Genomic DNA, 18002 nt, shown 5'->3' with positions numbered 1-18002 from the left:
GGGGAGCGGGCGACGCGACGGCGTGCCACCCTGGAAGGCAGGGGGGTGAGGCTCGACGTTCCGGACGGACCATGGGAGAACCACCATGAAATGTGCAGGACGAAGGAGCACGACCACCGCTGCCTGCTGCTCGCTGCTGCTGGGCGCCGTACTGTCCGCCGGGGCACTGGCGGGCGCCCGGTCGGCGGCGGCGGCCCCGGCACCCGCCTGCAAGGGCGGTCAGCTGTCGGCGAGCGCGGCGGGCTCCACCCAGGTCACGGTGACCGTGACCAACAACGGGTCGAAGCCGTGCGTGCTCAAGGGCTTTCCCAGCGTCGCCCTCGCCGGCCAGGGCTCCCCGGACCGGAACAAGCCGCTGACCGTCCAACGGCAGGGCAGTGAGCGGTCCGTGCAACTCGCCGCCGGGGGCCGGGCCGTGACCCACCTGACGTTCACCCCGGTGCTGGGAGAGGCGGACGGGTACTGCGCCTCCGGCGCGGACCCGACGGTCGCCCCCTCGCTCGTGGTCGGCTTCGCGGGGATCAAGGAGCAGGTGGGCCCCGCCGACGCCGACGGGTTCGCCCTCTGCGGCAACACGGTCCGGGCCACCGCCTTCCGGCCCGCGGGGTCCTGAGCCCGGCGGGCACGGTCCGTCGCCGTCACCCGCCTCAGTCGCCGCGGGCCGCCCCCCGCCACACGGTGACGTCGATGGTGATGTACGTGCTGGGATCCGAGGGGGCTGACGCGCCCCCGTAGACGACGAGGGCGATGTTGCCGGCCTTGGTCCGCACGCACAGCTCCGTGCCCTTGGACAGCGACCCGACCACGACGCGACTGGTGAAGCGGGTGGCGGCCCGGCACGTGGCCAGCGATCCCTGCTCGCTGCCGTCGAGGACGACCAGCTTGGACCCGTAGGTGCCGAGGGTGCAGTCGTTGACCGACGCGCACGAGAAGTAGAGGTCGTCGTAGTTCGAATCGCGGGGCTGCAACGGGTCGTCCCCGAACTCCAGGTGGTACCCGGAGGGGAACTGGAACCGTTGGTAGGTTGCCGGTTTGGGGTCGGTCCGGGGTTGTTGCGTGCCCCCCGAGGGCTGTGTCCCGCCGGACCGCGACGGGTCCGGGGTCGCGGCGCTCGCGCCGCTCCCGCGCGCCGTGTTCCCCTTGCCGTTGTCGGCGAGCATGTTGACGACGGCGCCACAGCCGGCCAGCAGGACCAGCGCCCCGACGATGGACGCGATGACGATGCCCGCGCGGCGACCGGAGGATGCGCCGGAGGCCGGTTGTGGCGGCTGCATGTGTGGTTGCGGGTGCGCGACGGGCTGCGGATACCCGTACGGACCTCCGTACGGACCGGCGGGTGCCACCGTCACCGGCCCGGGCACCGGCTGGTACGCCGGAGGCGTCTGCGGCGCGGCCGGGTGGGGGGCGGCGCCGACCGTCGGCTGCGCCGCGACCGTCGGTTGGTAGGCGGGAGGCGCGACCGGGTAGTCGGGCGCGGTCACCGGGTGCGGGCCGGTGGCGGGGCGCTCGGCGACCGGCGCGGGGACCGCCGGTCGCTGCGCCAGCCCCGCCGCGACGCTCCGCGGCAGCCAGTCCTCCGGGCGGCGCAGCTGAGTCTGGTCGGCGGCGCTGCGGCACAACCCCAGGATCTCCGTCAACGAGGCCCGCTCCGCCGGGTCCTTGGCCAGACAGCGGGTGACGAGCGGACGCAACTCCTCCGACAGGCCGGTGAGTTCGGGCTCCTCGTGGACGATGCGGTAGAGGACCGCGTGCGAGGGGCCGTCACCGTAGACGGAGGTGCCGAGGGCGGCGAAGGCGGCGATCAACCCGAGCGCGAACACGTCGGTGGCCCTGCCGACGTCCCGACCGGACGCCTGCTCGGGGGACATGAACGACGGAGTGCCGACGGAAACGCCGCTCGCGGTGAGGGAGGTGGTGTCGGCGGCCCGCGCGATGCCGAAGTCGATGACCCGGGGGCCGTCGGAGGCCAGCAGAACGTTGGAGGGCTTCAGGTCCCGGTGCACGATGCCCGCGCCGTGGATGACCTGGAGGGCCTCGGCGATACCGGCGACCAGCATGAGCACCGTGCGCGGGGGCAGCGGCCCGCTCTCGGCGACGGCGGCGGCCAGGGTGGGCCCCGGCACGTAGGCGGTGGCCAGCCAGGGCGTCGGACCGTCGGTGTCGCTGTCGATGACGGGGGCGGTGTAAAGGCCCTGCACCCGCTGGGCGGAGTGCACTTCCTGCCGGAACCTGCTGCGGAACTGGGGGTCTTCGGCGAACTCGGGGCGAATCACCTTGATCGCCACGGGACGCCCGCCGGGCGTGTGTGACAGGTACACCTTGCCCATGCCGCCGGCCCCGAGCCGGGCCGCGAGGCGGTATCCGGCGACCATGGTGGGATCGTCGGGCCCAAGTGGCTGGAACACCGGGCCGGTTGCGGGCTCGCTCATTGTCTTGTAATCCCCCGTCGGTACGCGATTCGCGTGGTCACCTTACCGGGGGCGGCGGGCCGGGCGGGCGGTGCTGCCCGCCGGGGCGGTCAGCCGTGGTCCGGCGCGGGAGTGGCCGTCGTGTCGGCGGGGACGTCCTGCGGGGCAGGCGTGGCCGAGGCCGACGGGGTGGCCGTGGCCGACGGGGCGGTGGGGGTCGGTGACGGCTCCGGGAGGCAGGTGACCTCGTCGCGCGGGGTGTAGTGGGTGCGGAACGTCTCGCGCTTGAGTTCCCGGCCGTCCTTCACGAAGACGCGGTCGACGGAGACGTCGAAGCCCTCCAGCGGGGTCTGCTCCTCGCAGGTGTCGCCGGTGGCCGTGCGCTTGGCCGGCGGGGTGATGTGGGTCCGGGGGCCCTTGGTGGCGCGTATCGCGTCGTACTTCTTCGTGCCGAGGAGGGTGATGGTCACCGACGTGTCGGTGGAGGCCGCCCGGATGCGGACGGGGTGGCCCGAGTCGTTCTTCCAGCGCAGGTCGAGGGTGCCCCAGGCGACCGTGGCCTCGCGGCCTTCCGGATAGCGCTCGATGTAGAAGGAGTGGGCGCCGTGCTCCACCGGCTTCAGACCCGCGAAGAACATGGCGTTGTACATCGTCGTGGCGACGGCGGAGATACCGCCGCCGGGCGCCTTCACGTACCGGCCGTCGTTGATCATGATGCCGTCGACGAAGCCGTTCTCCTTCGTTCGCTCGCCGACCGTCTTGTTGAAACTCCAGGTCGCGCCGGGGGAGACCACGGAGCCGTCGATCAGTTCCACGGCCCGCGCGATGTTGTGGGTGCGGTAGGGAGCGGACGGGAACGCGACCGTGAACGAGGACATCTGCTGCTCGGCGGGGGCGGCGGGGGCGGCGGGGGCGGCGACCTGGGGCGCGCGCGCCCCGCCGGTTCCGTCTCCGGCGGCGGACGCGGAGCCCGCGGCGAGCCCCCCGAGGCCGAGGGCCGCGGCGGCGACGGCAGCGGTCAGGGCCAGTCGCCCGGTGTCGGTCCGACGGTGTGTGGTTCGCATGTCACTCCCGGTGGCGGATGTCGCGGTAGGGTCCGGCACCCGCGCGGATCCGAGGCGGCAGACCACGGACCATCGTGAGCTCAATCGGGCCAAAAGGGGTAAAAATGTGCCCCGTCTCACGCACGTCTGACGCACCGGGCAGCGATGCCCCCAGCAGGTGCGGTGGTCCGTCGCAGGGGGCCCGGTGGGGCATGATCGGGGGATGTCTGAACGCATCATTGCCGCCTGCGACGGGGCGGCGAAGGGGAATCCCGGGCCTGCCGGCTGGGCCTGGGTCATCGGCGACGCGCAGGGTCGTCCCGAGCGCTGGGAAGCCGGCGCGCTGGGCCGGGCCACGAACAACGTGGGCGAGCTCACGGCGCTGGAGAAGCTGCTGGAGGCCGTCGCCCCGGGGACGGCGATCGAGGTGCGGATGGATTCCCAGTACGCCATGAAGGCGGTGACCCAATGGCTGCCGGCATGGAAGCGCAACGGCTGGAAGACGGCGGCCGGCAAGCCGGTCGCCAACCGGGAACTCGTCGAACGCATCGACGCGCTGCTCGCCGAGCGCGACGTCGAGTTCCGCTACGTCCCCGCCCACCGCGAGGACGGCGACCACCTGAACGCCATCGCCGACCAGGCGGCGAGTGACGCCGCCACCACGCAGCAGCCCGCCGGCACCGCGCTCGGCGACCATGCCATCCCGGTACCGGCCCCGACCCGCACGTCCCCCGCGCGCACCTCCGCCGCACGCCGCAAGCCGGCCGCCGTCTCCGAGCGCGCCTCCGGCGCCGGCGCCGCGGGTCGCGGCGCACGGACCATCACGGCGAAGTTCAAGGGCACGTGTGCCTGTGGGACGGCCTACGCGGCCGGAGACAAGATCGCCAAGAACGGTGCGAGCTGGGGCCACCCCGACTGCGCCGCTTCGGCTTAGGACGCGGACCGGCCGTGACGGTGCCGGGGAAGGGCGCGGCCGTCGGGGGCGGTTCACCCGATCGGCGTTCAGCGGGGGCGCCCGGCGGTGGGGGCGGCCAGAGTGTGGGGTGCGTGCTGCTGCATCGCGCAGCGGACGTCACGTTCGAGATGCGCGGAGGTCCGGTGGGGCACGTCGTCGCCCGCCACGGCCAGAGGAGGAGCTGAGCATGGTGCGCAACACGATCCGCAACGACTCCACGCGGGCGGCCGACCAGCCCGAGGAGCGCGCGAGACCACGCCGCCAGGCGGCGGAGAGCGTCCGCGGGAGTTCCGAGCCGATCCGGGAGACGGGCACCACGGAGGACCACATCATCCTCGGCGAGGACTGAATCGCGGTCGCGGACCGAGGTCCCCGGGAGCGCGAGCCGCTCCCGGGGACCTCGTCGTTCCACCGTCCGTCCGTGCGGGTCAGCAGCCGCCGCCGCAGTTGTAGTAGGTGACGTCCCAGTGGTTGCCCTCGTCGGCGTAGACGTTCCCCGAGCCGGACTTCCACTGGAGGGCCCCGTCGCCGCGCGGACCGATGTAGGCGAACGTGTGCTTGATGTAGGTGCCGAGGCACGTGGACTTGGCGAAGTCGAGCTTTTGACTTCCGCTCCCTTCCCTAAAGGGAGGGGATTCCTACCACGGTCGGTTGACCGTCTCGGTGGGTTCCTGCTTCTTCGCGCTGTGCCGGGACGGGTCCCGGTCTTACCCGCGCTCGACAGGCTGATACCGCAAGCCCTGCGGCCTTGGCGACGTTGACCGCCGCGTTGATGTCCCGGTCCGGCCACGCGCTGCATGCCTGGCACTGCCAGATGCGGACGTGGAGGGGCTTGGGGCCGTCCTTGACACCACACCGCGAGCACACCTGAGAGGTCGGCTCGAAACGCCCGATGCGCACGAGGGTGCGCCCGTACCGGGCGGCCTTGTACTCCAGCATCGTCACGAACGCCGACCACCCGGCGTCGTGTACGGACTTGGCCATGCGCGTGCGGGCGAGTCCCCTGACCGCCAAGTCTTCCACCGCGACCACTTGGTTTTCGCGGATCAGCCTCGTGGAGAGCCGGTGGTGGAACTCACGCCGCGCGTCGGCCACCCGTGCGTGGGCGCGGGCGACCTTGATACGGGCCTTCGTCCGGTTGTTGCTGCCCTTCGCCTTGCGGGACAGACGGCGCTGTTCCCGCTTGAGCTTCTTCTCCGCCCGGCGCAGGAAGCGGGGGCTGTCGATCTTCGTACCGTCGGAGAGGATCGCGAAGTGCGTCAGGCCCAGGTCGATTCCGACCTGTCCCGGCGTCTCGGGCAGCGTCTCATCCCGGCTGGTCTCGACCACGAACGAGCAGAAGTACCGTCCGGCCGCATCCTTGACCACCGTCACAGTGGACGGGTCGGACGGCAGGGTGCGGGACCACTTCACCCGGACATCCCCGATCTTCGGCAACGACAGGTCCCCGCCAGGGGTGATCTTCCAGCGGGCGTTCGCGGTGAAGCGTACGGCCTGCCGGTTGTCCTTAAGCGACTTGAACCGGGGTGCACCCATGCGCGGACGGTTGCCCTTGAGGCCATCGAAGAAGTTCCGGTAGGCGGTATCCAGGTCCCGAAGGGACTGCTGGAGTACGACGGCGGAGACCTCGCCAAGCCAGGTCCGTTCTCCGGTCTTCTTCGCCTCCGTGATCAGCAGCTTCGACAGGTCCCCGGTCTTCGGGAACGGCGCACCCTCGCAGCGGGCGGTCTCACGAGCGCGAAGCGCATCGTTGTGGACCACCCGCGAGCACCCGAACGCCCTGGCCGGCGCCGAGCGCTGCGGACCATTCGGGTACATCCGGAAGGAGTACCTCAGCTGCACGGCGATCAGCGTACTACGGTCGGTTTATGGCCGAATATCAGAACATTCGTACTGGTCGGCATGGCATTTTCGCCCTCCATGCCCACTTGGTCTTCGTGACGAAGTACCGACGCCAAGTCTTCACCGACGTGCCCCTCAAACGCATGGAGGAGATCATGCGCGCCGTGTGCGCCGACTTCGAATGCGAACTGGTCGAGTTCAACGGCGAGAACAACCACGTCCACCTACTCGTGAACTTCCCGCCCAAGGTGGCCCTGTCCAAGCTGGTCAACTCGCTCAAGGGCGTCAGCTCGCGCAGGCGCCGCCAGGGATACCCGGAACTGGTCCCGCACTACTGGCGGGCGCAGGCGGCTGTGGTCCGGCTCGTACTTCGCCGGGTCGGTCGGCGGGGCCCCGCCGTCGATCGTCCGCCAGTACATCGAGCAGCACAATCGTCCACTGTGACCTCCGGGTTAGGGCAGCCCTGAGAATCGCTTCACCTCCGCCCCAAAGGGCGGCGTGCCCTGCGATTAGTCCCGGTAGCCGTTCCAGTGTGAGTACGTCCCGGAGGCGTGTCCGGTCTCGGTGCCGCCGGTGATGGCGAGCGCGCAGCCGCCGGCGCTCTTGAGCGTCTGGGCGCCCTGTGCGGTGGCGAGGTTGAGCTGCTCGAACGACGTGCAGGTGGGGTTGGAGCGGTCCGAGCAGCCGCCCGACGAGGACCAGGTGATCCCGGAGCCGCGGAACATCGAGGTGGCCGTGGCGTGGCTGATCTTGGTGGCCGCGTGGGCGTCGGTGGCTCCGGTCAGCACCCCGACGCCGGGCGCGGCGACGGTGGCGAGGGCCAGGGTGAGGGCGGTGAGGATCGGGCGGAGCTTCATCTGCGGGTGCCTCCTGCGGCTTGCCGTGCACGGTGGGTTGGCGGTGCAGGTGCGACCGGGGAGCGGCAAGGAGATGGTGCACGACGGCCGGGCCGGTCCGCCAGATGGCCTCGGCGGGAGCGGAAGTGGTGGGGGAGGGGCGGGGGTCGAAGGCGGAGACACTTTTACTCGCGCCTGATGGCATGCTCCGGACAAATCTGCCAGGCTTCCGCCAGTCGTCGCCCTGACCCAGGGGCACGACCGCAAGGAATCTCACCCCAGCGATCGCGCAAGCGATGCGCGCAGCCCGCGGCCGTCCTCCGGCTCACCCAGCCGGTCGAGCGGTCACCGAGCAGGCCGGAATCCCGGCCGCCGCAAAGGAGTTCCGCGTGAGATCAACCCCCCACAAGGCCTTAGCCACGACCGTGCTCACGGTCGCCGCGCTGGCCGCAGCCTCGCTCGGCACCACCCCGGCAGCGGCGGAGCCGTCCGCGGCCCCCCGCGCCGAAGCCTGTACCCCCGCCCAAGTCGTCGCCAACGGCGGCTTCGAAAGCGGGAGTTCGCCCTGGAGCCAGTCGTCCACCAGCGTCATCACCAGCCGCGCGGGCCAGAGCGCCCACACGGGCACGACCTTCGCCTGGCTGAACGGCGTCGGCGGCACGCACACCGACACGCTCTCCCAGAGCGTCACCATCCCGTCCGGATGCAGCACCGCCCGTCTCACCTTCTGGCTGCACATCGACACCGCCGAGACGACCACCTCGACCAAGTACGACAAGTTGACGGCGAAGATCGGCAGTACGGCACTCGCGACCTACTCGAACCTCGACAAGAACACCGGCTACGTCCAGAAGTCGTTCGACGTCTCGTCGTTCGCCGGACAGACCGTGAGCCTCGCCTTCACCGGCACCGAGGACTCCAGCCTCCAGACGAGTTTCGTCGTCGACGACGTCGCCCTCGACACCTCCGGCGGCACGACCCCGCCCGGCGACCCCACCCGTACACCGGCCGCCCCCTCGTACACCGTCAGCCTCAGCAGCGACACGAGCGGCGGCGTATGGAGCGGTCACGAGAGCGCGACCTTCACCAACGCGTCGGCCACCGCACTGAACGAGGTGTACCTGAGGCTCTGGGACAACTACCACGGCACCTGCTCCGCCATGCCCATCACCGTCACCAACGTCACCGGCGGTACCGCGGGCGCCCTCTCGGTCGGCTGCACGGCCCTCCAGATCACCCTGCCCACACCGCTGGCCCAGGGCCAGAGCGCCACGATCGGCTTCGACCTGGGCATCACCGTCCCCAGCGGCGCGGACCGCTTCGGCCACGACGGGGCGTTCAACAACATCGGCAACGCCCTTCCCGTGCTCGCGGTCAAGGACGCGGCCGGCTGGCACCTGGACCCCTACACCAACAACGGCGAGTCGTTCTACTCCCTCGCCGCCGACTTCCGCGTGACCCTCGACCACCCGACCGGTCTCCTGGTCCCGGCCACCGGCACCTCGGTGGACACCGCCGGGTCGAGCGGCCGTACGGTCACCACCGCCACCGCCGCCAAGGTCCGCGACTTCGCCTGGGCGGCCGGCCCCTTCAGCAAGATCTCCGGCACCTCGCCCGGCGGCACCCCGATCAACATCTACTCCGTCTCGGGCATCAGCTCCGCCGACTCCCAGTCGATGCTCACCACCGCCAAGTCCGCCGTGGACGCCCATGCCGCCAGGTTCGGCGCCTACCCGTACGGCGAACTGGACGCGGTGATCGACAACAACTACTGGTTCGGCGGCATGGAATACCCCGGGTTCGTCCTCGACCTGGTCAGCACCACCGCGCTCACCCACGAGATCGGACACCAGTGGTGGTACGGGATCGTGGGCGACGACGAGTACACCAGCCCCTGGCTCGACGAGGCATTCACCGACTACGCCACCGACCTGGCACTGAACAAGACGGGCACCAACTGCTGGAGCGGCGTCTCCTGGGCGTCGACCGCCGAGAAGATCACCAACCCGATGGCCTACTGGGACGCCCATTCCTCCCGGTACTCCACCGTCGTCTACGGCTACGGCAAGTGCGCACTGCACGACCTGCGGCGCGTCCTCGGTGACAGCGTCATGGCCAAGCTGCTCAAGGACTACGCCACCTCGCACTGGTACGGCGTCTCCACCACCGCCGAGTTCAAGGCGGCCGCCCAGGCCGCCACGACCACGGACCTGACCTCCTTCTGGACCCAGCACCGCATCGAGGGCTGACCCCGCGGGACACCTTCCGCCGCACCGGGTCGCACGTCGCACGGCGGCGGCCCGGACGCGGTGGCACAGTGGGCGCCGGCGCCCACTTCGCCGTGAGGGCGTTCGACCGGCCCCGGGCACCCAGGAAGGAAGTCCCATGCAGACCGTCACCCTGAACAACGGCGTCGAGATGCCGATCCTCGGCTTCGGCGTCTACCAGATCCCGCCCGAGCAGACCGAACGGGCCGTCACCGAGGCGCTCGACGTCGGATACCGGCTGCTCGACACCGCGGCCGCCTACCAGAACGAGGAGGCCGTCGGCCGGGCGATCAAGAGCAGTGGCATCCCCCGCGAAGAGCTGTTCGTCACCACCAAGCTCTGGATCCAGGACGCCGGCGAGGAGAACGCCCGCCGCGCCTTCGACACCTCCCTGCGCAAGCTCGGCCTCGACCACCTCGACCTGTACCTGATCCACCAGCCCTACGGCGACGTGTACGGCTCCTGGCGCGCCATGCAGCGGCTCTACCGCGAGGGCCGGGTCAAGGCGATCGGGGTCTCCAACTTCTACCCCGACCGGCTCGTGGACCTCATCGACCACAACGAGGTCACGCCCGCGGTGAACCAGGTGGAGACCCACCCCTTCTTCCAGCGCACGGCCGACCAGGAACTCATGCGCCGGCGCGGGGTGCGGATCGAGTCATGGGGTCCCTTCGCCGAGGGCCGCAACAACCTCTTCTCCGATCCTGTCCTCGGTGGCATCGCGAAGGAACACGGCAAGTCCGTGCCGCAGGTGGTGCTGCGTTGGCTGGTCCAGCGGGAGGTCGTCGTGATCCCGAAGTCCGTCCGGGCCGACCGGATGGCCGAGAACTTCGACGTCTTCGACTTCACCCTCACCGACGGGGAGATGGCGCGCATCGCCGCCCTGGACACCGGACGCTCGCTCTTCTTCGACCACCGCGACCCCGCCATGGTCAGCCGGCTCGGCACCGCCCGGGTGCCCGACTGACCCGCCCGACTGACCCGCCCGACCGGCCCGCACGGCGGGGCGGCGGCTGCCGAACCGCGGGGGTCAGCCCAGGAACGACAGCCGGACGGTGCGGTGCGGATTGTCGCGGTTGGTGTCCACCAGGACCACCGACTGCCAGGTACCGAGGGCCAGCGCGCCGCCGACGACCGGCAGGGTGGCGTGCGGCGGCACGAAGGCGGGCAGCACGTGGTCGCGGCCGTGCCCGGGCGAGCCGTGCCGGTGCCGCCAGCGGTCGTCGGCGGGCAGCAGGGTGCGCAGCGTCTCCAGGAGGTCGTCGTCGCTGCCCGCGCCCGTCTCGATCACGGCCAGCCCGGCCGTCGCGTGGGGGGTGAACACGTTGAGCAGCCCGTCGCGCCCCCGCGCGGCCTCCCGCAGGAACCGCGCGCAGGCGTCGGTCAGGTCGTGGACCGTCTCGGTGGAGCCGGTCGTGAGGTCCAGGGTGCGCGTGGTGAAGGTGTCTGCCATGGGCGTCATTCTCGCCCGGGAGACCCGGACCGCCCCACGACGCCCCCCGCTGGGTCCGATGAGCCGGCTCATTCAGGTGAATCCAAAAATCTATGATGGCTGCGATAGACATCGGGGGCTGGGCCGGTTAGTGTTTCTCTCGTAGACAGGGTCAAGCAGAGACTCGCCCGGGTGAGCGACAGCCGCCCGGTCACCGTCGGAGACCCGAGGGGAAGGTGGTTTCCGGTCACGCGTCCGAGATCCTCGCAGCCCGGCCTTCCCGGGAGTCTGCGGACATGACGAGCCGGCGGCAGTAGAGCCCGGCTGATGGTGTTGAATTTCCTTCGGGGCCCTGGTGCCGTACGGCACCAGGGCCCCTCGACGCATTCCCGTACACAGAGGTGAAAGTGACAGCAGAGAACTCGCTCGGGCGTCTCGACGACGACGACTACCCCGCCTACACCATGGGTAGGGCCGCCGAGATGCTCGGAACCACCCCCGGCTTCCTCCGGGCGATCGGCGAGGCCCGTTTGATCACCCCGCTGCGATCGCAGGGCGGCCACCGCCGCTACTCCCGGTACCAGTTGCGGATCGCCGCCCGCGCCCGCGAACTCGTGGACGCCGGCACTCCGATCGAGGCCGCCTGCCGGATCGTGATCCTGGAGGACCAGCTCGCCGAGGCCCAGCGCATCAACGCCGAGTTCCGGCGCGCGGAGGCCGGGAGCGACGCGGGTGTCGAACAGGCGACGCCGACAGACCGGCCGGCGTGACGCCACCTCCGGCCTCAGCCCCATCGCCCCCCTCCACCGAACGACCTGCGCGTCGCCGGATTCCGGCCCGGCACGTGCCCGGCCGCATGCGGAGCGGCGGCCGGGGCAGGCGGGCAGCCGACGGACCGTTCGACGAGCAAGGAGAAGTGGTCACATGTGGGCTTTCCGTGAGACGGCCGGACACCTGGAGGGAACGGACCTGACGGGCTACAAGGTGGAGGCGACCGAAGGCGTCATCGGCAAGGTCGACAAGCATTCGGACGAGGTCGGCTCCGCCTACCTCGTCGTCGACACCGGTGTGTGGATCTTCGGCAAGGAGGTGCTGATCCCGGCGGGCGCCGTCACGCGGATCGACCCGGACGAGAAGCGCGTCCTGGTGGACCTCACCAAGGAGCAGATCGAGAACGCGCCCGAGTTCCACCGGGACAAGCACCTGGACGACGCCGGATACCACGCACAGCTCGGCACGTACTACGGCACCGGGGCCCCCTTCGGCGGCCGGCCGGCCTGACCCCCTGCCTGACCCCCGGGGGAGGGCCCGTTCGCCCGGTCGGCGCCCGCCCGAACGGGCCGCCGGGTACATCGGGGCGTCCGAGCGTCACGGCGCCGATCGCGCCGATCGCGCCGACGTCCCGGTCAGGCGATGTCGCTGACGCTCGCGCCGTCGGACGGGCGGTCCCGCCGGTCCGGGCGCTCGGGGCGGGTGTGCGCGACCGCGGCGTCGCGGAAGGCGGCCAGCCCGTCGAACAGCGCCCGCCGTTGCTCACGGCTGAGGCACGTCAGTACCGTTTCGAGTTCCCGGGACCGGGCCGCGCGCACGGACGCGAGGACGCTCCGGCCGCTGCGGCTCAGCCGTACCTCCACCTCCCGGCGGTTCGCCGTCGCCCTGGAACGCCGGACCAGACCGGCCGCTTCGAGCCGGTCGCAGAGCCGGCTCACCGAGGGGGGCGTGGAACCGAGCGCTTCGCCGAGGTCCCGGAGATTGACGTGCTCGCGCTCGTCGATCACGGTCAGGGCCCGTAGCTGCGAGGGGGGCACGGGAGCGGGCACGGCTTCCTGGCCGCGACCCCAGAGGACGTCCAACAGCTCCAGGAGCGCGGATGCCTCGGTAGCCACCTGTGCGGCCTGCAGGGGTGGCAAGGGGAAGCTGTGCGGCATCGCACTACTCTCTCATCCGATTGACCGTTTGTCAGCTCGCCTGCCTTGTGGCGGCAGACGGCTACCGCCCCCCGCCCGGGCGGCGGTCACGGGGGCTTCCGCGGTGATCCGCATGGCCAGGGCGAGGGTGTCGTCGGCATGGAGGACGACGGTGTGCATCTCCCCGGCCACGGCATCGGGGATCTCCGCTATCGCGCGGTGGGCGTGCTGTTCGACTGCCTTCACGAGCCGCGACTCACCCTCGATCAGGTCCCTGCGGCTCTCGGTCAGGCCGTCGGTGTAGAGCAGCAGGAGGTCACCCGGCCCCATGTGATCGCGCAGGACCGCGTCGCTGCCGGGGGCGGGGAAACCGATGCCCCGGCCGGTCGCCTCCAGGAACCGCGGCGTGCCGCCCTCCCGTGCGAGCAGCGGGGGAGGGTGACTGCCGCTCGCCACCTGGAGTTCGCCGGTGGCGGGGTCGAGTCGCACCAGGAGAACCGTCGCCATCAGGTCCGCGTTGAACGGCATCAGCAGGTGGTGCGTACGGGCGAGGATGGAGTGCAGGGGGTGCCCCTCCAGGGCCAGGGTGCGCACGGCGTGGGTGACGGTGACCGCGCCGCGGGTGCTGCGCACGCCGTGGCCCAACGCGTCGACCACGGTGACGTGCACCGTCCCGTCGGGCAGGGTGAACCAGTCGTAGAGGTCGCCGCCGGTCGGGGCCGCCGGGTCCGCGGGCGCGTAGTGCACGGCCAGTTCCAGGCCGTCGACCTTCGGCGGCGGCGGACGCAGCGCGTCCTCCAGCTCGCGCAGGACCCGGCCGTGCGCCTTCCGCACCTGCTCGTCCCGCTCGTCCAGTTGCACGTAGAGGGCCAGGACGCCGGCATTGGTCTCGGCCAATTCGTGTTTGAGCATCCGGTGGCCGGCCGTGAGCGAATCCGCCCGGGCGAGGGCGGCGCGCAGCTCCTCGTCGGCCTCGCGCACCCGCGCCGGCAGCGAGTCCGACGTCCTCTCGGGGCACGCGTCGGGCGGGAGGACCGCCTCGAACGGGCCGGCGTGCCGGTCGGGCAGGGCGATGTGCCAGGTCACCGAGTTCGCCGAGGTGAGGTGCGCGGTCAACGGCACGTCCACGCCGCTCAGCGGCCCGGCCGCGCGCGGGGCGGTCAGCGTGACGTTCAACCGGGGGACCTCCTGCGCACCGTCGTACACCGTGGTCAACGTGACGGGATGCCCGGCCTCGAACTCGGGGCAGGCCAGGTCCGTCACGGACAGCACCAGCCGACCCCGTACGTCGGCGGGCAGCCGGTACCGGCGGGCGAGGTCGCGCACCTCCTCGCGGAGCACCATCACGTCCCGGAAGAGCCTGCTCATGACGGACGGTCGGGGGCTCTGGCCACCAGCACGGTGGCATCGTCACGGGTGCGGTGGTAGCCGTGTGCGACGGTCGCCGCGAGGAGCGGGGCGGGCAGCCGCAGGAAGTGGCCGGGCGGGGTGTGCGCCCACCGCAGGTCGATGCCGTCGGTGTGCAGCGCGGTGAGGGTCGCCCCCGTCAGGGGCACCCGATGGGTGCGCGGGGCGGGCATCCGCCAGCCCACGACGCCCGGCTGACCCGTCAGCCGGTGGTGCGCCTCGTCGGGCGAGAGCGCCACCATCCGGACATTGCCGATCCCGCAGTACTCGGCCTCCCCGGCGCGCAGCCGAAGCAGCGCCACCGCGGCCCCCCGGGTGTGCCGCAGCGCCCGGTGCAGGACCGTCATCACCTCCGGGAGATCGCCTTCGGCGGCGCCGCGGAAGGAACGCACGGCGGCCTGGGCGGCCTCCGCCGCCTCTCGGCCGTGCCCCAGGCCGTCGACGACGAGCGCGGTGCGCGTCTCGGCGCCGTCGACCACGAGGGCGGCGTCTCCGCACTCCTCCTGGTTGGCGGCCGGCACACAGACCAGTCCCACCGGCTGCCGCGCCGCCTCACGCCGTCGTGGTAGCGCGAGGCGGGCGCAGACCACGGTGCCGGTATCGGTCCGCGAACTGATGGCGAGCTCCGTCGCGATCCGTCCGACCGCGCCCAGACCGGCACCGAGCGTCCCGGTGGTGGTGTAGCCGTCGGTCAGGCACCGGGCGACCTCCGCTATCCCCGGACCCCGGTCCGCGGCCACGACTTCGATACCGCCGCCCAACGGCAACGGCTGGATGTAGAGGACCCCGTCGCGGGCGTGCTTGTCGATGTTGCTGGCCAGCTCCGACGCGACCACGGCGGCCTGGTCGGGCAGTGCGCCGGGCAGTGCGCACTCCCTCGCCACCGCGCGCGCCGTCTCGGCCGCGACGTGCACCGCGCTGTAGTGGTCGATGTGGACCTGACGCGTCGGCGCCACGGGGACCGGCAACATCAGCGCCGCCAACGGGTGGTGACGACCGTCGTGCCCTCGCCCGGTGCGCTGCGCACCTCGAACTCGTCCATCAGCCGGCGCGCGCCTCCCAGTCCGTGGCCGAGCCCCACACCGGTGCTGTAGCCGTCGGCCAGGGCGGCTTCCACGTCGGGGATGCCCGGCCCACGGTCACTGATCGTCAACCGGAGGCCCGTACGGCCCTCCGCGAGCGCGGAGTCGACCACGAGGTCTCCGCCGCCGCCGTGGATGTAGGCGTTGCGGGCCAGTTCGCTGGCCGCCGTGATCACCCGTGTCTGGTCGATGATGGAGAATCCGGCCGCCACGGCGGCGAACCGCACGGCGTGCCGGACAGCCAGCAGATCGTCCTCCGTGGCCAGTGAGAGCCGGACGGGCCCGGTGCCGGAACCGTCCGCTCGGGCCGTGTCCCGGCCGACCGTCTCGCGGCCGACCGTGTCCGGGCCGCTCGTCGTCCGGTGGCCGTCAGCCAGTGGCGTCATGCGGCGCCCCTTCCCGGGGCTGTGGAACCTGCACCCAGCCCAGCGCTGCCATGCCCTGCTCGGCGTGCAGCGCGGTTTCCACCCCGGTCAGTTCCAGTCCCAGTTCCACGAGGGTGATGGCCACCGGAGGGCGCATCCCGGCCACGATGACCCGGGCGCCCAGCAGCCGGGCCATCCCGGTGAGCTCCATCAGATTGCGCGCCACGAACGAGTCGATGATCTCCAGGCGCGAGATGTCGATGAGGACACCCCGGGCCCGGTCGGCGGAGATCCGCTCGGTGAGTTCCCGGGCGAAGGCCACGGCGGACTTGTCGTCCAGCTCGTTGAGCAGCCCGGTGACCAACACGTCACCCAGGCGCAGGATCGGGACGGCGGAGGAGTGGCCACTCATCGGGCCGCCGGGGCGCGCGGGGCGGGCGCGGAACCGCCGGTGATCTTCATCGCCTCGGACAGGGCTTCGGCGAGCGTCGCCCGGGTCAGGATGTCGAACAGGTCGATGCCCAACTGCGCGATGGTCTGCGCGATGGTGGGGCGGATACCGCTGATGACGCAGTCGGCGCCCATCAGCCGGACCGCCCGTACCGTCTGCATGAGGTGCTGGGCGACCGCTGTGTCCACGGTCGGCACACCGGTGATGTCGATGATCGCGACCTGCGCGTCCTCGTCCTGGATGGCCTGGAGCAGGTTCTCCATCACCACCTGGGTACGCGCGGTGTCCAGCGTGCCGATCAACGGCACGGCGACGACCTGCCGCCACAGGCGGACGACGGGGGTCGAGACCTCCAGCAACTGCCGGCTCTGACGCCGGATGATCTCTTCCCGGCCTTCGACGTAGGTGGCGAAGGACAGGGCGCCGGCGGCGTCGAGCAGCCGGTCGATCAGCAAAGCCGCCGAGAACAGCCGACCGGGATCGTCGATGGTCTCCCGCACGATCTCCAGCAGGACGTCCTTGAGGGCCAGCACCGACATCGAGGTCGCGGTGGGCGCCGCCCCGGCCCGCGCCCTGCGCAGAGACAACTCCCGCACGGCCTCGCGCAGTTCACGGTACTGGTTCACGATCTGATCGACCGGGAGGGAGGTGTCGAGGCCGGCGAGCAGGGCGGAGGCCAGGGTGTCGGCCTCGTAGCGCAGCTCGCGCTCGCCGTTGGCCGGATCCATCGGGGCGCGCTCCAGTTGGAGCAGAACCCAGCGATCAGCTATGTCGTCCGCGCGTCCCTTCAACGACTCCGCCACGAGTTGGCGGACATCGGCGGCACCGGCCGAACTGCTGATCACGCGGGTCTCCCTTCGCTGTGCCCGACGTCGAGATTTAACGCATGGCAATGGTTGTCTCATGGAAAATATACGCACGGGGGCGCCCCGGGGGAAAGCCCCGGGGCGTTTCCGGCGGATCACCACACAGGCGCGGATCACTACACAGGTGCAGAGGATGTCCCCGATTCCGCGCCCCAATCGCCAGCACCACGTGGGAAGGGTCACGGCGTGGCGGCAGTGCCGCGCGGGGCGGCTCGATCAGCGTTGGTGGGACGGGCGGGAGGAGTGGCCGCACACCGCGGAGACGGTGCTCACCACGCCTATCCATGCCGTCACCGCGGCCCAGGCCATGGCCGTCGAACCGCTGACGGCGCCCGCGACGAGGAGTACCAGGCACGTGCCCAGGAGCGCCGCGGCGAGGGCCCGGGTGAGCGGTGGCCGGGCGGGCGTCGCGGCGGTCCGGGTCGACCGCGGCCGGGATTCGGATCGGGTGGGCCACGCGGCGAGCTCGCGCGTGGACAGTCGTCCTCGTGCCGACATGTACGCCTCCAGGTAGCGGGTGCCGCCCTCGGCGGCGTGCGGACGAGGGTCTTCGGGGCGGTCGGTCTTCACGGCGGCTGTCTTCACGGCCGGCGTCTTCACGGGCGGCGTGTTCACTGGGGGCGTGTTCACTGGGGGCGGGGTCCTCACGGCGGGCGGGTCCTCATGGCGGGCGGGTCAGAGTCGGCCGCCGGTCAGGCGGGAGAGGGGGCCGCGGCGCCGCAGCCCGGCCCGGCGGCCGGCCGCGTAGCAGGCGGCGGCGAGGGCGGCCGTGCCGGTCGCGGCACCGGCCGTGACGCCCTTGCGGGCCCGGACGGTCGTCCACAGCCATCCGGTGGGGCCGACGGTGCCCCGCAGGGCGCGCGCCGCCGCGCGGGTCTTTTCCGCGAGGGGCGCGGGCAGCACGGTCGGCGCGTCAGTGCCCACGTTCCCGCCCGTGCCCGTGCCCGTGCCCTCGGCGCCGGAAGTCCGCGGCTTGCCGGCCGCCGACCCGCCGGCGCGGGAACCGGGCGACGCGGCCTTGGAGTTGGAGGAGTTCTCGGGTGCGCTCATGCGGCGCGTCTGACCGCATTCGCGCGAGTTAAGCGGATGGATTTCGGTCTACTGCCGGCGGCGTGGTCGGTGTGGGGTGGCGGCCCGCCGT

Annotated in this window: 18 protein-coding genes and 3 pseudogenes; 8 read left to right on the top strand and 13 right to left on the bottom strand. The window is 71.6% G+C overall.

Annotation, left to right across the window (positions count from 1 at the left end):
* The first annotated feature begins 85 nt into the window (after nt 1-85).
* Nucleotides 86-613 carry a DUF4232 domain-containing protein gene (locus ACFVXJ_RS02375; protein WP_389657266.1) on the top strand — a complete coding sequence of 176 codons (528 nt, stop codon included), beginning with the start codon at nt 86-88 and terminating at the stop codon, nt 611-613.
* A 34-nt stretch (nt 614-647) separates the two neighbouring features.
* Here ACFVXJ_RS02375 and ACFVXJ_RS02370 read toward each other — a convergent pair whose 3' ends face one another.
* Nucleotides 648-2429, bottom strand: coding sequence for a protein kinase (locus ACFVXJ_RS02370; RefSeq protein WP_389657263.1), 1782 nt, complete (start codon nt 2427-2429; stop codon nt 648-650).
* A gap of 89 nt (nt 2430-2518) precedes the next feature.
* A pseudogene (locus ACFVXJ_RS02365) lies at nt 2519-3292 on the bottom strand (VanW family protein); the annotation flags it as partial.
* Between the two features lie 382 nt (nt 3293-3674).
* Between ACFVXJ_RS02365 and ACFVXJ_RS02360 the strand changes: the two are divergent.
* Both ACFVXJ_RS02360 and ACFVXJ_RS02355 read left to right on the top strand, forming a co-directional pair.
* Nucleotides 3675-4385 (top strand): ribonuclease H, encoded by a 711-nt coding sequence (locus ACFVXJ_RS02360; RefSeq protein WP_389657260.1) that lies wholly within the window; start codon nt 3675-3677, stop codon nt 4383-4385.
* 208 nt (nt 4386-4593) lie between these two features.
* A complete protein-coding gene (locus ACFVXJ_RS02355; RefSeq protein ID WP_361311746.1) occupies nt 4594-4755 on the top strand; it encodes a hypothetical protein in 162 nt (53 codons plus the stop codon).
* A gap of 272 nt (nt 4756-5027) precedes the next feature.
* On the opposite strand, the gene ACFVXJ_RS02350 is transcribed toward ACFVXJ_RS02355, so the two are convergent.
* Complete coding sequence (locus ACFVXJ_RS02350) at nt 5028-6248, bottom strand: RNA-guided endonuclease InsQ/TnpB family protein (protein ID WP_389657256.1); 1221 nt, start codon at nt 6246-6248, stop codon at nt 5028-5030.
* A gap of 26 nt (nt 6249-6274) precedes the next feature.
* On the opposite strand from ACFVXJ_RS02350, the pseudogene tnpA reads away from it, so the two are divergent.
* Nucleotides 6275-6692 (top strand): annotated as a pseudogene (gene tnpA, locus ACFVXJ_RS02345) (IS200/IS605 family transposase).
* A gap of 71 nt (nt 6693-6763) precedes the next feature.
* Here tnpA and ACFVXJ_RS02340 read toward each other — a convergent pair.
* A pseudogene (locus ACFVXJ_RS02340) lies at nt 6764-7105 on the bottom strand (hypothetical protein); the annotation flags it as partial.
* Between the two features lie 368 nt (nt 7106-7473).
* On the opposite strand from ACFVXJ_RS02340, the gene ACFVXJ_RS02335 reads away from it, so the two are divergent.
* Both ACFVXJ_RS02335 and ACFVXJ_RS02330 read left to right on the top strand, forming a co-directional pair.
* A complete protein-coding gene (locus ACFVXJ_RS02335; RefSeq protein ID WP_389657253.1) occupies nt 7474-9333 on the top strand; it encodes a M1 family aminopeptidase in 1860 nt (619 codons plus the stop codon).
* A 136-nt stretch (nt 9334-9469) separates the two neighbouring features.
* A complete protein-coding gene (locus ACFVXJ_RS02330; RefSeq protein WP_389657250.1) occupies nt 9470-10318 on the top strand; it encodes an aldo/keto reductase in 849 nt (282 codons plus the stop codon).
* Nucleotides 10319-10381: 63 nt separating this feature from the next.
* Here ACFVXJ_RS02330 and ACFVXJ_RS02325 read toward each other — a convergent pair whose 3' ends face one another.
* The gene (locus ACFVXJ_RS02325; protein ID WP_389657248.1) at nt 10382-10804 is read right to left on the bottom strand and encodes a YjbQ family protein; all 423 of its coding nucleotides are present in this window, start codon (nt 10802-10804) and stop codon (nt 10382-10384) included.
* 386 nt (nt 10805-11190) lie between these two features.
* Here ACFVXJ_RS02325 and ACFVXJ_RS02320 point away from each other — a divergent pair, with 386 nt between their 5' ends.
* Entirely contained in the window at nt 11191-11553 is a 363-nt protein-coding gene (locus ACFVXJ_RS02320; protein ID WP_389657245.1) for a MerR family transcriptional regulator, read from the top strand.
* Nucleotides 11554-11707: 154 nt separating this feature from the next.
* Nucleotides 11708-12064 (top strand): PRC-barrel domain-containing protein, encoded by a 357-nt coding sequence (locus ACFVXJ_RS02315; protein WP_389657242.1) that lies wholly within the window; start codon nt 11708-11710, stop codon nt 12062-12064.
* Between the two features lie 125 nt (nt 12065-12189).
* On the opposite strand, the gene ACFVXJ_RS02310 is transcribed toward ACFVXJ_RS02315, so the two are convergent.
* The 8 genes from ACFVXJ_RS02310 to ACFVXJ_RS02275 all read right to left on the bottom strand — a co-directional run bounded on the left by ACFVXJ_RS02310 (nt 12190) and on the right by ACFVXJ_RS02275 (nt 17911).
* Entirely contained in the window at nt 12190-12711 is a 522-nt protein-coding gene (locus ACFVXJ_RS02310) for a MarR family winged helix-turn-helix transcriptional regulator (RefSeq protein WP_389657239.1), read from the bottom strand.
* A gap of 12 nt (nt 12712-12723) precedes the next feature.
* Nucleotides 12724-14058, bottom strand: coding sequence for a PP2C family protein-serine/threonine phosphatase (locus ACFVXJ_RS02305; RefSeq protein WP_389657236.1), 1335 nt, complete (start codon nt 14056-14058; stop codon nt 12724-12726).
* Entirely contained in the window at nt 14055-15053 is a 999-nt protein-coding gene (locus tag ACFVXJ_RS02300; protein ID WP_389657233.1) for a SpoIIE family protein phosphatase, read from the bottom strand. Before ACFVXJ_RS02300 ends, ACFVXJ_RS02305 begins: the two co-directional genes overlap by 4 nt.
* 14 nt (nt 15054-15067) lie before the next feature.
* Complete coding sequence (locus tag ACFVXJ_RS02295; RefSeq protein ID WP_389657230.1) at nt 15068-15565, bottom strand: ATP-binding protein; 498 nt, start codon at nt 15563-15565, stop codon at nt 15068-15070.
* The gene (locus tag ACFVXJ_RS02290; RefSeq protein ID WP_361311715.1) at nt 15549-15956 is read right to left on the bottom strand and encodes an STAS domain-containing protein; all 408 of its coding nucleotides are present in this window, start codon (nt 15954-15956) and stop codon (nt 15549-15551) included. The genes ACFVXJ_RS02295 and ACFVXJ_RS02290 overlap by 17 nt, the downstream gene beginning before the upstream one ends.
* Nucleotides 15953-16840: an STAS domain-containing protein gene (locus ACFVXJ_RS02285; protein WP_389657227.1), complete on the bottom strand. Its 888-nt coding sequence runs from the start codon at nt 16838-16840 to the stop codon at nt 15953-15955. Before ACFVXJ_RS02285 ends, ACFVXJ_RS02290 begins: the two co-directional genes overlap by 4 nt.
* Before the next feature lie 237 nt (nt 16841-17077).
* Complete coding sequence (locus ACFVXJ_RS02280; protein WP_389657224.1) at nt 17078-17446, bottom strand: hypothetical protein; 369 nt, start codon at nt 17444-17446, stop codon at nt 17078-17080.
* A gap of 90 nt (nt 17447-17536) precedes the next feature.
* Nucleotides 17537-17911, bottom strand: a complete 375-nt coding sequence (locus tag ACFVXJ_RS02275; RefSeq protein ID WP_389657220.1) for a hypothetical protein — start codon at nt 17909-17911, stop codon at nt 17537-17539.
* Between the last annotated feature and the right edge of the window lie 91 nt (nt 17912-18002).

Origin of the sequence: Streptomyces sp. NPDC058279 (assembly GCF_042881255.1) — a bacterium.
Lineage (GTDB): Bacteria > Actinomycetota > Actinomycetes > Streptomycetales > Streptomycetaceae > Streptomyces.
Note: the sequence above shows the minus strand (reverse complement) of the source record. Positions and strands in the feature narration are given on the sequence as shown.

What these genes read in the sequence shown, in the direction of transcription:
- ACFVXJ_RS02375 (WP_389657266.1), top strand. Translation starts at nt 86, where the DNA reads ATGAAATGTGCAGGACGAAGGAGCACGACCACCGCTGCCTGCTGCTCG.
- ACFVXJ_RS02370 (WP_389657263.1), bottom strand. Translation starts at nt 2,429, where the DNA reads ATGAGCGAGCCCGCAACCGGCCCGGTGTTCCAGCCACTTGGGCCCGAC.
- ACFVXJ_RS02360 (WP_389657260.1), top strand. Translation starts at nt 3,675, where the DNA reads ATGTCTGAACGCATCATTGCCGCCTGCGACGGGGCGGCGAAGGGGAAT.
- ACFVXJ_RS02355 (WP_361311746.1), top strand. Translation starts at nt 4,594, where the DNA reads ATGGTGCGCAACACGATCCGCAACGACTCCACGCGGGCGGCCGACCAG.
- ACFVXJ_RS02330 (WP_389657250.1), top strand. Translation starts at nt 9,470, where the DNA reads ATGCAGACCGTCACCCTGAACAACGGCGTCGAGATGCCGATCCTCGGC.
- ACFVXJ_RS02325 (WP_389657248.1), bottom strand. Translation starts at nt 10,804, where the DNA reads ATGGCAGACACCTTCACCACGCGCACCCTGGACCTCACGACCGGCTCC.
- ACFVXJ_RS02315 (WP_389657242.1), top strand. Translation starts at nt 11,708, where the DNA reads ATGTGGGCTTTCCGTGAGACGGCCGGACACCTGGAGGGAACGGACCTG.
- ACFVXJ_RS02310 (WP_389657239.1), bottom strand. Translation starts at nt 12,711, where the DNA reads ATGCCGCACAGCTTCCCCTTGCCACCCCTGCAGGCCGCACAGGTGGCT.
- ACFVXJ_RS02305 (WP_389657236.1), bottom strand. Translation starts at nt 14,058, where the DNA reads ATGAGCAGGCTCTTCCGGGACGTGATGGTGCTCCGCGAGGAGGTGCGC.
- ACFVXJ_RS02295 (WP_389657230.1), bottom strand. Translation starts at nt 15,565, where the DNA reads ATGACGCCACTGGCTGACGGCCACCGGACGACGAGCGGCCCGGACACG.
- ACFVXJ_RS02290 (WP_361311715.1), bottom strand. Translation starts at nt 15,956, where the DNA reads ATGAGTGGCCACTCCTCCGCCGTCCCGATCCTGCGCCTGGGTGACGTG.
- ACFVXJ_RS02275 (WP_389657220.1), bottom strand. Translation starts at nt 17,911, where the DNA reads ATGAGCGCACCCGAGAACTCCTCCAACTCCAAGGCCGCGTCGCCCGGT.